A 15,040-nucleotide genomic window follows, 5' to 3' on the forward strand; every position below is an offset into this window, starting at 1 on the left:
TCAGTGGCCCGGCACTGAGCCGGGGCGGCGAAAAGTGAAGTCGTGTTGCGAAAAATAGTGGGTGATTGTACACCTGCCTTTTTTGCAATCTCAACGGTTTAGCGCAAAAACGGAGTAAAAAGTAGCCGACAAATATAGTAGGAAATCGGACTTTAAATCCTTGTTTTTTCTACGTATTTACTCAAAGAAAATTGCTGCGCTGCGTCATTTTGTAATGCGCGGGCGAGCCTTTGCCAAGCGCATTATCATTGCTGCAGTGTGATAAAAACCGTAACGATTTGGGAGCTTTATGAAGATTGCGATTCTCGACGACTACCAGGACTGCGTACGCCAGCTCGACTGCTTCCGCATGCTGGAAGGCCATGATGTCAAGATATTCAACAACAGCGCGCGCGGCGTGGGCCAACTGGCTGTAAGGCTTGCTCCGTTTGAGGCGCTGGTCCTGATACGCGAGCGCACCGCAATCTCGAAGGCCCTCCTGGCGAAGCTGCCCAACTTGAAGCTGATTTCACAAACAGGCAAGGTGAGCGGACATGTCGATGTGGAGGCTGCGACCGAGCGCGGCGTGGTGATCGTCGAGGGCGTTGGCGATCCGACCGCCCCGGCTGAACTGACCTGGGCGCTGATCATGGCGGCCAGCCGACGCATTCCGCAATACGTGGCGAACCTGAAGATGGGCGTGTGGCAGGCGTCGTCGCTTTCTTCGCAATACAACGGCATCGGTGTGGCATTGAAGGGCCGCACGCTCGCCATCTGGGGATACGGCAAGATCGGCCGCAAGGTGGCAGGCTTCGGCAAGGCCTTCGGCATGCGCGTGGTGATCTGGGGCAGCGAAACCAGCCGCAATGCGGCGCAGGCCGACGGCTTCGAAGCAGCGCCATCGCGCGAAGCCTTCTTCGCCGAAGCCGATGTGCTGAGCCTGCATCTGCGCCTGAACGATGCGACCCGCGGCCTGGTGAAGACGGCAGACCTGGCGCGGATGAAGCCGAGCGCCGTGCTGGTCAACACCAGCCGCGCCGAGCTGATTGAAGCCGGCGCGCTCGAAGGCGCGCTGCGCGCGGGCCGGCCCGGCATGGCCGCGCTCGATGTATTCGAAACCGAACCGCTGCCTTCGGATTCGCCGCTGCTGCGCATGGACAGTGTCGTGGCCACGCCGCATCTGGGCTATGTCGAAAAGGATGGCTACGAGCTGTATTTCAGCGCGGCGTTCAGGAACATCCTCGACTATGCGGCTGGCGCGCCGAAGAACGTGCTGAATCCTGAAGCGATCGGGCGGAAGGCGTAGGTTGGGCTGACGAAGGAAGCCCAACGGTAGCCCGCACGGGAGCGAGCTTCATGTTGGGCTTGCCAGCCCAACCTACGATGCGCTACCCGTATCCAGGGACACAGGCAACGCGCTTAGGACTGGCCGCCTTAATACGTCTTGTACGGCAGGAACTTACCGGACAAGACGACCCGCACCCTGTCCCCTTTCGGATCGGCCTCGCGCGCGATATCCATCGAAAAATCGATGGCGCTCATGATGCCGTCACCGAACTCCTCGTGGATCAGTTCCTTGATCGTCGTGCCATACACACTCACGATCTCATACCAGCGGTAAATCAGCGGATCAGCGGGCACCGCGCTCGGCAGCGAACCCTTGTAGGGCACGATCTGCAGCCAGGCGGTTTCCTCGTCGGACAGGTCGAACAATTCACGCGCCACATCGGCCTGTTCACGGGTGAAGGTCATTTGCCCGAGACAGGCGGCGGTGCTCCATTCCTTGCTCTGGCCGAGACGCTCGGCGATGCCGCTCCAGCGCAGGCCTTTGGCTACCTTGGCGGCGATGATTTTCTTCGTGACTTCCGTGCGATCCATGTTGGGCTCCTCTGTGAACGATGGAAGCCGTCATCGCAAGAGACATGCCACGCATTTGCCGCTGATTTGCACCAGGGCGGCGCAAGCCAAGGTTCATGCGCACGACATCGGCGCACTGATGCAGGAACGTTCAGCGATCGGCGTCGAACGGCTCGCCAATGCGGCTCGTGCGTATGATCTGCACCGGTCCGCTATGGTGCCAGAGCCCGGCCCATCCTGGCGGAAATGGCAAATCCGGCCCGGCATAGTCCGGCACGCCGCGCCGCACTGGAATGATTGGCAGCCTCGCAGGCCGGGCGTCGCGCTGGTCCCAGCCCAACGAATAGGCATAGTTCGGCAGCAGTGCCTCGCAAATCGCTTCGAACCATGTCGCATGGTCCTCATCCCGGCCCAGCGCATGCGCCATGCCCTGCGGATCGAAGCGGGCCAGCGCGCTGGCGAGTTCCTGCGCATCGGCGCCGGGGGAATCGCCCCAGCCCATCACCGGGTTCAGGTTGTAGTCTGCGCCCGAGCCATACCAGCCTTCGCGCCAGGCGCGCTGCATCCAGTTGCGCGGGCCGGTGAACAGATGCCAGCGCCAATGCAGCCCGGACGGTTTCGGCCAGCTGTACAGGTAGAGCTTCTGATACCCCGCGCGATGCAGCTCCCGCACCATGGCCATCAGCCGCGCATGCGGCATGCGATCCGGCGGCGTGTGGCGAAACATGATGGGCTCGCCATCGGCATGCTGTACCTGATCGGACGACAGATTCAAATCCAGCGTGCGGCCTTCGGCGCCGAAGCGGGCCGAGATCCAGCCGGTCATCAGGTTGACCGCGGTGATCACGCCATAGCCGCGATAGCGGTGAAAGATGACGGTTCCGGGAGCGACGGGTTTCATGGGCGAGGGAAAACGGCAGAGAAGCGAAAGGCCAGTGTAAAGGTATTCGCAGAGAGGAAGGAAAAGAATTTTCCAGCTCTGCAGTAGGGACTAGGCTCATTTTGACGGGCATTTCCAGTGAAAGATTCCCGTCGCCGCGAAATTTATCGCGGCACCTCCGATCGGCTATTATCGACGCTTCGTTTCTGCCCAATCCTCACCATGAGCCTTTGCGTCATCGCCGCCGGCGGCACCTTCGACAAGCATTACGATGAAATCGCCGGCAAGCTGGTATTCCGCGACAGCGTCCTGCCAGGCGTGATAGAGCGCAGCCGCATTACCTTGCCGGTCAGGCTGGAAGCCTTGCCGCTGCTCGATTCGCTGGACATGGTCGACGCCGACCGGCAGCGCATCCGCGATGCCTGCGCGAATGCACTGGAGACCATGATCGTCATCATCCACGGCACCGACACGATGCAGCAGACCGCCGAAGTTCTGGGCCGTGCGGCCTTGGGCAAGACCATCGTGCTGACCGGCGCGATGGTGCCTTACGAGATCGCGCAGTCCGATGCGCTGTTCAACTTCGGTTTCGCAACGGGCGTGGCGCAGACCCTGCCCCCTGGCGTTTATGTCGCGATGAACGGGCAGGTGTTTGGCTGGGATGCGGTGAGGAAGGACAGGTCGCGCGGCGTGTTCGAGCGCAAGTCCATGGAGTGAGTGCGTCTCCGCAGTGGCAGGCCTTACTGGTTGCCACCCTTCTCCGGCGGCTCGTTCGCAGGCGCTGCGCTGGAGCCGAGCGGTGTGTCGGAAAAAACAAGGTATGGAGACCAATCGACATGCTGCAGCTGGATGTCGACCGGCGGAATCAAGTTGCTGGCTCGATCCAGCGCATTCCTCAGCGCCGCCGTGCTTTTTGCTGATGCCTCCTGCAACGGATCTGATGCAGACAAGGCTGGATCCGAGGCGACAAGCGCAGCCACGGACTGTTCCGATCTGGCTTTCATGTCCTGGGCGCGTTGCAGAAAGGACGGGCTCTGCGATACCTCCATGTCAAGAAGTTTCTGGCTCCTTCTCGCTTCCTTCTGGAATCGAACTTGCTCCTCGAACTCTTCCTCGTTCACATGCAGGCGTGGCCCGGCATTCTGTTTTTCACGAGCATGCTCGCCTTGCTTTTGCGATCCGGCGTCGTCATACGGCTGCGAATCGGGCGCGGAAAGTTTTTTCATTATCGCGGGTGCTTGGGCCATGGCGTTCTCCTGTCGTAGGCGGGTGAAATTGGGACCTTATGTGACCTCCATGTCGACATGGTTCACCCATCTGCCCATGGTCTTGTCGCGACGTGCCACAAGCCGGTCGCGCTCGCCGCTGCGCCAGCGCAATGAAAAACGCCGGCACAGCGGCCGGCGTTGGAAGAGCACTTCGGACTCTCAAAACACCCAGAGCTTCTCCGGTGGCAGCTGCAGCCAATAATCCCCGGCCGGCAGCCGATCGCGCGAATACGCACGCACGCCGATCTGTGGCGCCTCCGGATGATGGAACAGGCATTCCCATCGGTCGCCCAGGTACATGCAGGTCGACAGCGGCATGCGGATCGCATTGTCCGCCGCCGCGTCATGGATGCGCACGCTTTCCAGGCGGATCAGCGCGGTAGCATCTTCCCCCGCACCGCGCGCGGTGCCGGCCAGGCGCGTGCCATTCACATCGATGTGCACCCGATCGCCATCGCGCGCGAGCACCTTGCCCGGCAGGCGGTTGTTGCTGCCCATGAATTCCGCGGTGAACAGCGTCTGCGGCTGTTCGTACATGCTTTGCGGCGCGCCCTGCTGCTCGATCTTGCCATTGTTGAGCAGCAGGATGCGGTCCGAGATCGCCATCGCTTCGGCCTGGTCATGCGTGACCATCAATGCCGACAACCCGAGCCGCACGATCAATTCGCGCAGGAAGGCGCGCGCTTCCTCGCGCAGCTTCGCATCGAGATTCGACAAGGGTTCGTCGAGCAGGATCACCGGCGGGTTGTACACCAGCGCCCGCGCAATCGCCACGCGCTGCTGCTGGCCGCCCGAGAGCTGATGCGGAAAGCGCTCGCCAAGATGGCCCAGGCCCAGTTGCGACAGCACTTCCTTCACCCGTTTCGCGATCTCCGCGCCGCTCACCTTGCGCAGCTTCAGGCCATAGCCGACGTTGTCGGCCACGGTCTTGTGCGGCCACAGCGCATACGACTGGAACACCAGCCCGAGGCTGCGTTCCTCGGCCGGCATCTCCAGGCCGCGCGCGCCATCGAAGACGGTGCGATCGCCGATGGTGATGGTGCCGGCCTTCGGGCTTTCCAGACCCGCCACCGCGCGCAGCAGCGTGGTCTTGCCGCTGCCCGACGGACCCAGCAGCGCCACGACTTCGCCGCGCCCGAGCTCCATCGATACGCCCTTCAGGATCGGGTTCGCGGACGCGCCGCTGCCGTAATCCAGATGCAGGTCCTTGACTCGCAAAATATCCATGATTCGATCCTTTCCTAATCGTGCAGCTTCACACCGAAGCGCAACGCAATCGCCAGGCCGATGGCCACCAGCGTGATATTGATGAATGACAGCGCGGCCACCATGTCGATGGCGCCGGAGCCCCACATCGACACGATCATGGCGCCGATGACTTCGGTGCCCGGCGACAGCAGGTACACGCCGGTCGAGTATTCGCGCTCGAAGATCAGGAACACCATCAGCCACGCGCCGATCAGGCCGTAGCGCACCAGCGGCAGCGTCACGTCGCGGGTGATGCGGCCGCGGGAAGCGCCGACCGAGCGCGCCGCTTCCTCGAGCTCGGGGCCGACCTGCAGCAGCGCAGTGGTGATCAGGCGCATGCCATACGCCAGCCACACCACCGAATACGCCAGCCACACCGAGAACATGGTCGAGCGCAGCGCGCGCAACTGGCCGATCACGTTTTCCGACAGCCAGCGCGCGACGTCGCTGTCGAAGCCGCGCAGGAAGTTGTCCAGCAGCGCCGGCACGAACAGGAACACCCACAGGAAGGACAGGCCGGCCAGCAGGCCCGGCACCGCGCGCGGCACCAGCACGCTGTAATCGAGCACGCGGGTAATGCCGTCCGGTTTCCTGTGCATGGCCAGGGCGATCAGGCAGTAGCAGGCCACCGCAACGGCGCCGCCGACCACGCCGATCAATACCGTGTTGATGATGCCGCGCACCAGCGAAGGCTGGGCCAGGATGTCGCGGAAGTGGTCGAGCGTGAGCACATCGGCCAGCCGCACGCCCTCGCCCCAGTTCGACACGAAGGCGCGCAGCGCAATGCCCGACAGCGGCATGACGATGGTGAACAGCAGCCAGACCAGGATGAACGCAAACGCCACCCACTTCCAGCGACCCAGTGGCAGCGGCTTCTGGCGCGCGCCCTTGCCCTTGATCGCCACGTACTTGTTGGCCGACTTCAAGAGCCAGCGCTGCAGCAGCACCAGCGGCAGCGTCACCGCCACCAGGCAGACCGCGACCGCGGCCATCAGGTGATACGAAGGCGTGCCGAGCTTGTTGGTGAGCTTGTACAGATAGGTCGCCAGCACCAGGTGACCTTCCGGGTCGCCCAGCACCAGCACCAGGCCGAAGACTTCGAAGCCGAGGAAGAACACCAGCACGCCGGAGTACAACAGCGCCGGCATGATCATCGGCAGCGACACGTTCAGCGCCACCTGCAGGGGCGAAGCGCCGGAGACGCGCGCGGCTTCCTCCACGTCCGAGCCCAGGCTCTTCAGGGCCGACGACGCATACAGGTACACATGCGGCACGTGCGTGAGGCCGGCGATGATGACGATGCTCGGGAACGCATACACGTTCCACGGCTGCACGCCGATCAATTGCCGCACCCAGACGGTATAGAAGCCGACCGGGCCCATAGCTACCACGTAGCCGAAGGCAATCACCATCGGCGACACGAAGATCGGCACCAGGATCAGCGGCGCGATCCAGTTGCGGCCCGGCAGATCGGTGCGCACCATCAGGAAGGCGAGCAGGCCGCCGAGCGGCACCGCGATCAGCGCGAGGCCGCTTGCCAGGATGAAGCCATTGATGAAGGCCTGGCGGAAATCGGGATCATCGAAGATGAAGGCATAGGAATCGAGGCTGATTTCCTTTGCCGGAGAAAAGAAGGGCGCGGATAGAAAGCTCTGATAGACGATCAGCGCCAGCGGCACGAAGATCGCGAGCAGCGTGACGACCACCACCAGGCCGCGCGGCCAGTTGACGCGGCGCGACGGCTTGATCGGCGCGGGCGCGTCCGGCGTCGCGGCGTCCTGCATGGGCAAGGTTTGCATGATGTGAACGGGAGGAGGATGACGGGCGGCGCGTTGCCTGGCTCATGCAGCGCGCATGAGCCAGGCACGGGCACGGTTTACTTCTTCGGCGTTGCTTCCTTCCACTGCTTCAGGAAGGCCAGGCGCTTCTTCTGGTCCAGGTATTGCAGCTGCTGCGGTCCGACCGGCAGCGGCTTCAATGCCGAGCCCAGCTGCTCGTTCAGGCCGGCGGCAGTGGTCTCGCCCTTGACATCGCCGCGCAGCGAATACAGCTCGGCTTCATTGGCGATGATGGTCTGGCCGCGCTTGGACAGGGTGTAATCGAGCCAGAGCTTGGCGGCATTGACGTCCTTGGCGTTCTTGTTGATGAACATCACGCGCGACATCACCAGCGTGTAGTCCTTCGGATAGGAGATGCCGATGGACTGGTCCTTCTTCGAGCGCGCCAGCGCATACGAGCCGATCATGTTGTAGCCGATCAGATTCTCGCCCGAGGAAATGCGCTCGAGCATCGTGCCGGTGGAGGATTGCACGCGCAGGCCGGTGCTGCCGATGGCTTTCACGAAGTCCCAGAAGTTCGGATTGATTGCCGCATCGTTGGTGATGAACATGAAGCCCACGCCGGACTTCTCGATATCGTAGGTGGTGATCTTGCCGGCGTACTTGTCGGCCTTGGTCGTGACCAGCTTGGCCAGGTCCGCATGGCTGTGCGGCACTTCATCGGCCGGCACCAGACGCTTGTTGTAGACGATTACGGCCGGCTCGAAGGTGGTGCCGTAGGCAGCGTCCTTCCAGTTCGCCCAGGCCGGAATCGCCGCGGCTTCCGGCGACTTGTAGGTCATGGCGTAGCCTTCGGAGGCCAGCTTCACCTGCAGGTCCATCGACGAGGACCACAGCAGGTCGGCGGTCGCGCCGCCAGCAGCGGCTTCCGAGATGAAGCGGTTGTAGACCTCGGTCGAATTCATGTCGTTGTATTCGACCTTCACGCCCGGATAGAGCGCATTGAAGTCGCGGATCAGCGGCTCGGCCGCCTTGGAATCGGTGGTGCTGTAGATCACCAGCCGGCCTTCCTTCTTCGCGGCATCGACCACCTTGGCATAGTCGGCCGGATAGCCGGCCGGCACCTGCGCGAATGCTGCCGCGCCGGTCAGCGCCAGCACGGCGCCGGCGATGAGGGTGGGGAATGTTTTCATGTCTGCTCCTTGTCGTTATGCATGAGAAAAGTCTTGTCGGATGTGTTGCGTGTCTATCGCAACAGGCCCAGCTCGCTCGCCTGGTGCCGGTAATTGCGTACGGTTCTGGCGATGTAGTCGGTCAACAGCGGGCCCGTCATCGCGAAAGGATACAGGCCAGCCTTCGCGCGCAGCGCATCGAAGGAAGGCTGTGCCATCGCGCGATCAAACGCGGCGACCCAGCGCGCATAGTCGGCGTCGGATACGCTAGGGCCCATGTAGAAGCCGCGAATGATCGGCCAGGTGATGTCATAACCCTGTTCATGCGCGGTCGGCACCGAGGCCAGCGGCCCCGGCAGACGCGCATCGGACAGCACCGCCAGCACGCGGATCTCGCCGGATGCCGCATGCAGCGCCGCTTCCGACGCATCGCCCGAGACCGCCTGCACATGCCCGGCCAGCAACGCGGTGAAGGCTTCGCCGCCGCCTTCGAAGGCGACGAAGCGCAGGCTCTTCGGATCGACATCGGCCTGTTTGGCCAGCAGCTCCATCTTGATCCAGTCCTGGCTGCCGTAGGTGCCGCCGGCGCCGATGGCGATGGCTTCGGGCTTCTTCGCCAGCGCCGCCAGCAATTCGCGCAGGTTGCGATAGGGTGAATCGGTGCGCACCGCGATCATGCCGTAATCGGCGCCGACCGCCGCGACCCAGCGTACATCCGCATGCGAGCCGCGGCCGAACTTGCCCAGCGCCATGTTGAGCAGCGAGCCGCTGGAGAACGCGACCAGGGTATCGGGCTCGGCGCGGCGCTGCGACACGATGGAGCTGAAAGCCACCGCGCCTATGCCGCCCGGCATGTAGGACAGCCGCATTGTGTCGCCGCCGGGCAGCGCGCGTCGCGCCAGCTTGCAGGTCAGATCGAAGCCGCCGCCCGGCTTGGACGGCACGATGCATTCCGCCGCCCGCGCAACGAGGCAGCAGCAGAAGAGGCAGACCAGGACCAGAATGCGCGGCATGGCGATGGAACGAAGCGGCGGAGCGGCGGGATGGCGGTACCGGCGTTCAGCCGATGCGCGTTTTTGAAAAAGAACGGATGTTGGTTATGATGGGGCGGCTTTGCGGCATGGCGGACGTCTCCTGAGTATGGTGCGCATGCTGTGCGCGATTTTTTCTGCAACGATACCCGAAGCTTTCTTTCATTTACCTTTCAATCGCCTTTCATCGGGTTTTCTTTTCGATGCGCATCCTGCTGGTTGAAGATCATCTCGAGCTGTCGCGCTGGATCGGCCGCGCGCTGCAGGACGCGCGGCTCGCGGTCGAGTTCGCTACCGACGGCGAAGAAGCCGACACGCTCCTGCGCACGCAGGACTATGCGCTGGTGATCCTGGACCTTACCCTGCCCCGGCTCGATGGCCTGGAAGTCTTGAAGCGCCTGCGCGCCCGCGGCGGTCGCACGCCGGTGCTGATCCTCACTGCGCGCGGCGGTCTGTCCGACCGGGTGCAGGGCCTGAACCTCGGCGCCGACGATTACCTGGCCAAGCCCTTCGAGCTGGCCGAGCTCGAAGCGCGCGTGAAGGCGCTGTTGCGGCGCAGCCAGGGCAATGAAACGCCGACGTTGTCCTGCGGCGAGCTGCGCTTCGACACGGTGTCGCGTCAGTTCAGCTATGCCGGCACGCCGATGGCATTGACGCCGCGCGAATACGCGGTGCTGGAAACGCTGATCACTCGTGCCGGCCAGGTGGTGCCGCGTGACAAGCTCTTTGCCGAAGTGTTCCGGCTGGATGACGACGCCGGCATCGATGCCATCGATGTCTACCTGCACCGCGTGCGCAAGAAGCTCGATGCGCTGACCGCCGGCCGGGTGACGATCACCACGCTGCGCGGCCTGGGCTATGTTCTTCAGCAAAACGCCTGAGCCGGCGCAGCGGGCGCTCGGGAGTTTGCGCGGCCAGCTGCTGCGCTGGCTGCTGATTCCCTTGACGGTGCTGGTGGTGATCAACTCGGTGTCGGCCTACCGCAATGCGCTCGATGCCGCCGACCTCGCCTACGACCGCTCGCTGCTGGCGTCGGCGCGCGCGCTGGCCGAGCGGGTCACGGTGGCCAACGGGCACGTTGTCGTCGACGTGCCTTATGTGGCGCTGGACAGCTTCGAAACCGATGCGCTGGGCCGGCTGTATTACAAGGTCAGCGGCATCCACGGCGAATTCGTGTCCGGCTATGAAGACCTGCCGCCGGTGCCGAAAGACCTGAAGCGCTCGGACATCTATCCGGCGCTGGTGCGCTTTTATCACGCCAACTACCGCGGCACGCCGGTGCGCATTGCCGCGCTCCTGGACCCGGTGTATGACGACAGCATGCGCGGCATCGCGCTGATCCAGGTCGGCGAATCGCTGGAAGCGCGGCGCGAGCTGTCGCGGCGCATCCTGATCGACACCGTGTGGCGCCAGGCCGCGCTGGTGGCGGCCGCGGCGGTGCTGGCCTGGATCGCGGTGCGCTTCGTGCTGCGGCCGCTGATGCGGCTCACCGACGAAGTCGCGCATCGCGCGCCCACCGATCTGTCCGGCTTCGATGCCAATGGCGTGCACCGCGAACTGCGGCCGATGGTGGCGGCAATGAATGACTACATGGGCCGGCTCGATGCCCTGATCGCCGGCCAGCGCCGCTTCATCGCCGACGCTTCGCATCAATTGCGCACGCCGCTGACCGTGCTCAAGACGCAGGCCGAGCTGGCCCTGCGTGCCAACGATGCCGCGGCCATGCGCGACATCGTCGAAGGCATCGCCAGGACTACCGATTCGACGGTGCACCTGGCCAATCGCCTGTTGACGCTGGCGCGCGCCGATCATGGCCTGGCCGAAGGCGAAATGGGCCCGGTGTCCTTGAGCGAAATCACGCGCAGCGTGGCGCTGGAACTGGCGCCGCAGGCGCTTGCCGGCAAACTCGACCTGTCGCTGGAAGCCGATACCGAAGTCGGCATGCGCGGCAATGCGCTGCTGCTGCACGAAATGGCGGCGAACCTGCTCGATAACGCGATCCGCTACACGCCGCCGCTTGGAAAGGTGGCGGTGCGTGTCGCCTCGCGTGAAGGTGTGGCGCTGCTGGAAATCGAGGACAGCGGCTGCGGCATTGCGCAAGCCGACCGGGAGCGGGTGTTCGAACCCTTTTACCGCGCACCGGGCGCGCAGCAGCGCAATGGCGGCGGCGCCGGCCTGGGCCTGGCGATCGTGCGTGACATCGTCGAACTGCACCATGGCGCGATCCGGCTCGATGATGGCGCCTACGGCGGGCTGAAGGTGACGCTGCGCTTTCCGGTATGAGGCATGACGGGACGGCACGAGGCTTGCTCAGCGGCTGGAAGAATTTCAATCAGGAAGGAAGAGCATGAAAAAGAAGAATGCGGGCCAGATACCGCATGGCGCATGGCTGACAGCGGCGCTGGCCGCATTGCTGCTTACCGGCTGCGGCGGCGGAGGAGGCAGTAGCAGTGGTGCCGGCAGCGGCAACAGCAACGCCAGCAGCGCCGCCATCGTCGAATCCGGTTCGCCCGCCGCGACCGGCGACACCGCGACGGACGGCATCAACTGGTTCAATTACCGTCGCAGCCAGATGGGGCTGGCGCCGCTGGCGCGCAATGTGTTGATCGACAAGGCCGCGCTCAATCACTCGAACTACCAGGCCGCGAGCGGCTTCATCTCGCACGAGGAAGTCCAGGGCAAGAATGGCTTCACCGGGGTCTATCTGTATCCGAGTGCCAAAGCGCATCCGGAGTTGTTCAGGAATGGCGTCCCGGTGTCGGGTTCGAGCCGATTGAGTGCTGCGGGCTATGCGCTTCCGAGTTCGGGCTATGCCTTTGGCGAGGTCATTGCCAAGACGCCGGATGCTTCCGGCTTCAATTCCGCCGAGGCGCTGATTACCGCGATCTACCATCGCTTCGTCGTCTTCGAGCCCAAGTTCCAGCAAGCCGGCGCCGGCAGCGCCAAGGCCGCCGACGGCTACGTCTATTTCACCGCCGACTTCACCACGCCCGCCCTTGCCTCGGGCGGCTTGGGCGCCGGTCGCTTTCTTCCCTATCCCTATCCGAACCAGACCAATCTTCCGACCGTCTTCCAGTCGGACCAGGAAGAGCCCGATCCGGTGCCGAACCAGAATGAGGTTGGCTACCCGGTGAGCGTGCATGCGGACAATACCTCGACGATCACGGTAGGGTCCTTCACCATCGCGCCGCGCGGCGGCGCGCCGCTGGCTACCCGGCTCCTGAGCAGCGCCACTGACGCGGAAACCGGACCATCGACCGCCGCGATCATTCCACTGACCGTGCTGAATCCCCAGACAACCTATGACGTGCGCTTCAGCGGCGCCGTCGATGGCGTGGCGGCGAGTTTGTCGTGGTCGTTTTCGACGCGGTAGGTCGTAGGTTGGGCTGGCAAGCCCAACATCGGGCGTTCGCGGGCCGCGCAGGCATGTTGGGCTTCGCAGCCCAACCTACCGCCCCACCCGAAACATCGCCATCGCCGCCTGCAGCTGCCGCGCCTGGCGCTGCAGGCCGCCGGATGCCACCGCCGCCGAATCCACCAGCGCTGCGTTCTGCTGCGTGATCCGGTCCATTTCCGCCACCGCGCTGTTGACCTGGTCGATGCCCTGGCTCTGCTCGCGGGTGGCCAGGCGAATTTCTTCCATCAGGCTGCTGACCTGGCGTGCCGAGCCGGTCATTTCGGTCATCGTGACGCCGGCCTGCTCCACGCGCCTGGCGCCATCGTCCACGCGCGTCACCGACTCCTCGATCAGCGACTTGATCTCGCGCGCGGCCCCGGCCGAGCGCTGCGCCAGCGCGCGCACCTCGGTGGCCACCACGGCGAAGCCGCGGCCCTGTTCTCCAGCACGCGCCGCTTCCACCGCGGCGTTCAGCGCCAGGATATTGGTCTGGAAGGCGATGCCGTCGATGACGCCGATGATGTCGACGATGCGGTGCGCGGCCCGGCTGATTTCCCGCATCGCGTCGCCGGCCCCTGCCACGATGGCGCCGCCGCGTTCGGCGATGTCGCAGGCGGTGCTGGCAAGCCGGCTGGCATCCTGCGCATGGTCGGCGTTGGCGCGCACCGTGGAGGCGAGCTGTTCCATGCTGGACGCAGTCTCTTCCAGGCTCGCCGCCTGCGACGCGGTGCGGCCGGAAAGATCGCCGTTGTCGGCGACGATGCCATCGACATCAGTCAGCATTGCGTCCATGCCAACGCGCACGTCGCCGATGATCGAGGACAGATTCACATTCATCTGCTGCAGCGCGCGCATCAGGTGGCCGATCTCGTCATCACGGCTGCTGGAAAAATGCTGCGACAGATCGCCGCCGGCAACCGCGCGCGCCGTCGCCATCGCCCGGGACAGCGGCGCGAGCACCGCCGCGCGCAGCAGCAAGGCCAGCCCGGCGCACAGTGCAACGCCGATGCCGGCGCCGGCAGCGCGCCACACGGCGCCATGCCAGGCTGCATCCACGCCAAGCGCGACAAGAAGCAGCGCGACCGGTGCGAGCAGCAGGCCGAAGCGCGCGGCCAGGCCCAGATGCGCGACACGGTCCACCCAGCCGCGCCACCCGGTTTGCGCCACCCGGCCATTCCTTACCGTCAGCGTCGATCCGTCTTCGCGCATGCGGCGATAGGCACTTTCCGCCGCCTCGATCGCCGCGCGCTCGGGCCGGGTGCGCACCGACAGATAGCCGACAGTCACGCCGTTCTCGCGCACCGGCGTCACATTCGCCAGCACCCAGTAATGGTCGCCATTCTTGCGCCGGTTCTTGACCATGCCGGTCCAGGGCCGGTCGGATTTGAGCACCCGCCACATGTCGGCGAAAGCTGCTGGCGGCATATCCGGATGGCGCACGATGTTCTGCGGCGCGCCGATGAGTTCGGCTTCGGGAAAGCCGCTGACCTCGATGAAATGCGCATTCACATAGGTAATGCAGCCGCGGGTATCGGTCTTGGAAACGATGGATTGGTCTTCCCGCAGCACATATTCCTGTTGCGTGACCGGCAGATTGAGTCGCATGGCATTCCCTTTTAATTTCCTATGGGAAAGCATGTTGCTTTTTTCTGAACCAAATTTATTTGACTTAGATCAATTCACGCGGAGTCGTCCGCACCCGCTCATTTGCGCGATACATGCGCATTACCGGCGATGTAAAAACGCAACGGCTGCAACGCCCACGCGCCGGCGTAGTCCACGCCGATGCGCGCTCGCTCCACGACGCTCGGGACTTCCTGCTCCGAGCCGGCGCAGATGTGCAATTCGTCGCTCTGCAGATCGCAGCCGTTGTAGCGCAGATCGATGCCCATCGCCCGGCACAACAGACCTGGACCGGAAGTTTTGCCGGGCAAATTGCGCACTGGCTCGAGCGCGCGCAGCAGCACCGCCGCACCCTGCCCTTCGCCTTCGGTGACAACGTTCAGGCAATGATGCATGCCATAGATCAGGTAGACATAGGCATGACCTGGCGGGCCGAACATCACCCTGGTGCGCTTCGTGATGCCCTTCGAGGAATGCGAGGCCAGGTCATGCGCGCCGACATAGGCTTCGGTTTCGACGATGCGGCCGATGCGCTCCTCGCCATCGACCCGGTGCACCAGCAGGCAGCCGAGCAGTTCGCGCGCGACGGTGGCGGTATCGCGGTCGTAAAAGGCGCGCGGCAGGCGTGCCGCGGCTAGCGTTTCCGATGAGGGAATGGTCATGCGCCATGCTGCCACGCAGAGGCGACGACGGTCTTGCCAAAAGTCATTCCCGACTCGTAATACGCTGTTTTCGTGTGCGATCTTCGAAAGAATTCCCGAGTAGAATTGCCGCTTCCTTGCCGTAACAACACCGATAACGAGACAT

15 protein-coding genes are annotated in these 15,040 nt (G+C 64.0%); 5 read left to right on the top strand and 10 right to left on the bottom strand.

Translation table 11 applies throughout. From position 1 onward, the window contains the following. Positions 1 to 289 precede the first annotated feature (289 nt). A complete protein-coding gene (locus JJB74_RS21050) occupies positions 290 to 1,285 on the top strand; it encodes a D-2-hydroxyacid dehydrogenase family protein (protein WP_200595143.1) in 996 nt (331 codons plus the stop codon). Positions 1,286 to 1,413: 128 nt separating this feature from the next. Here JJB74_RS21050 and cynS read toward each other — a convergent pair whose 3' ends face one another. Both cynS and JJB74_RS21060 read right to left on the bottom strand, forming a co-directional pair. Continuing rightward, positions 1,414 to 1,857, bottom strand: coding sequence for a cyanase (cynS, locus tag JJB74_RS21055; protein WP_200595145.1), 444 nt, complete (start codon positions 1,855 to 1,857; stop codon positions 1,414 to 1,416). 130 nt (positions 1,858 to 1,987) lie between these two features. Continuing rightward, positions 1,988 to 2,737: an L-asparaginase gene (locus JJB74_RS21060; RefSeq protein WP_200595147.1), complete on the bottom strand. Its 750-nt coding sequence runs from the start codon at positions 2,735 to 2,737 to the stop codon at positions 1,988 to 1,990. Between the two features lie 201 nt (positions 2,738 to 2,938). Here JJB74_RS21060 and JJB74_RS21065 point away from each other — a divergent pair, with 201 nt between their 5' ends. Beyond that, positions 2,939 to 3,433, top strand: a complete 495-nt coding sequence (locus JJB74_RS21065) for an asparaginase domain-containing protein (protein WP_200595148.1) — start codon at positions 2,939 to 2,941, stop codon at positions 3,431 to 3,433. A gap of 23 nt (positions 3,434 to 3,456) precedes the next feature. Here JJB74_RS21065 and JJB74_RS21070 read toward each other — a convergent pair whose 3' ends face one another. The 6 genes from JJB74_RS21070 to JJB74_RS21095 form a co-directional block, all read right to left on the bottom strand. Beyond that, complete coding sequence (locus JJB74_RS21070) at positions 3,457 to 3,963, bottom strand: hypothetical protein (protein WP_200595150.1); 507 nt, start codon at positions 3,961 to 3,963, stop codon at positions 3,457 to 3,459. Between the two features lie 180 nt (positions 3,964 to 4,143). Beyond that, positions 4,144 to 5,211 carry an ABC transporter ATP-binding protein gene (locus JJB74_RS21075; protein ID WP_200595152.1) on the bottom strand — a complete coding sequence of 356 codons (1,068 nt, stop codon included), beginning with the start codon at positions 5,209 to 5,211 and terminating at the stop codon, positions 4,144 to 4,146. A 14-nt stretch (positions 5,212 to 5,225) separates the two neighbouring features. Beyond that, positions 5,226 to 7,016 carry an ABC transporter permease gene (locus JJB74_RS21080; protein WP_200595377.1) on the bottom strand — a complete coding sequence of 597 codons (1,791 nt, stop codon included), beginning with the start codon at positions 7,014 to 7,016 and terminating at the stop codon, positions 5,226 to 5,228. 92 nt (positions 7,017 to 7,108) lie between these two features. After that, positions 7,109 to 8,203, bottom strand: a complete 1,095-nt coding sequence (locus JJB74_RS21085; protein ID WP_200595154.1) for an ABC transporter substrate-binding protein — start codon at positions 8,201 to 8,203, stop codon at positions 7,109 to 7,111. A gap of 53 nt (positions 8,204 to 8,256) precedes the next feature. After that, a complete protein-coding gene (locus tag JJB74_RS21090; protein WP_200595156.1) occupies positions 8,257 to 9,195 on the bottom strand; it encodes a Bug family tripartite tricarboxylate transporter substrate binding protein in 939 nt (312 codons plus the stop codon). A gap of 46 nt (positions 9,196 to 9,241) precedes the next feature. Continuing rightward, positions 9,242 to 9,379, bottom strand: coding sequence for a hypothetical protein (locus tag JJB74_RS21095; protein WP_200595157.1), 138 nt, complete (start codon positions 9,377 to 9,379; stop codon positions 9,242 to 9,244). A 37-nt stretch (positions 9,380 to 9,416) separates the two neighbouring features. Here JJB74_RS21095 and JJB74_RS21100 point away from each other — a divergent pair, with 37 nt between their 5' ends. The 3 genes from JJB74_RS21100 (at position 9,417) to JJB74_RS21110 (ending at position 12,586) form a co-directional block, all read left to right on the top strand. Continuing rightward, positions 9,417 to 10,094 (top strand): response regulator, encoded by a 678-nt coding sequence (locus JJB74_RS21100; RefSeq protein ID WP_200595159.1) that lies wholly within the window; start codon positions 9,417 to 9,419, stop codon positions 10,092 to 10,094. Next, on the top strand, positions 10,072 to 11,496 hold the full coding sequence (locus JJB74_RS21105; protein ID WP_200595161.1) for a sensor histidine kinase: 1,425 nt from the start codon (positions 10,072 to 10,074) through the stop codon (positions 11,494 to 11,496). Before JJB74_RS21100 ends, JJB74_RS21105 begins: the two co-directional genes overlap by 23 nt. Before the next feature lie 64 nt (positions 11,497 to 11,560). Then, positions 11,561 to 12,586 (top strand): CAP domain-containing protein, encoded by a 1,026-nt coding sequence (locus JJB74_RS21110; RefSeq protein ID WP_200595163.1) that lies wholly within the window; start codon positions 11,561 to 11,563, stop codon positions 12,584 to 12,586. Positions 12,587 to 12,661: 75 nt separating this feature from the next. Here JJB74_RS21110 and JJB74_RS21115 read toward each other — a convergent pair whose 3' ends face one another. Continuing rightward, the gene (locus JJB74_RS21115) at positions 12,662 to 14,215 is read right to left on the bottom strand and encodes a methyl-accepting chemotaxis protein (RefSeq protein WP_200595165.1); all 1,554 of its coding nucleotides are present in this window, start codon (positions 14,213 to 14,215) and stop codon (positions 12,662 to 12,664) included. A gap of 98 nt (positions 14,216 to 14,313) precedes the next feature. After that, positions 14,314 to 14,895: a DNA-3-methyladenine glycosylase gene (locus JJB74_RS21120; RefSeq protein ID WP_200595167.1), complete on the bottom strand. Its 582-nt coding sequence runs from the start codon at positions 14,893 to 14,895 to the stop codon at positions 14,314 to 14,316. Between the last annotated feature and the right edge of the window lie 145 nt (positions 14,896 to 15,040).

The organism is Noviherbaspirillum pedocola, assembly GCF_016632335.1.
GTDB lineage: Bacteria > Pseudomonadota > Gammaproteobacteria > Burkholderiales > Burkholderiaceae_D > Noviherbaspirillum_A > Noviherbaspirillum_A pedocola.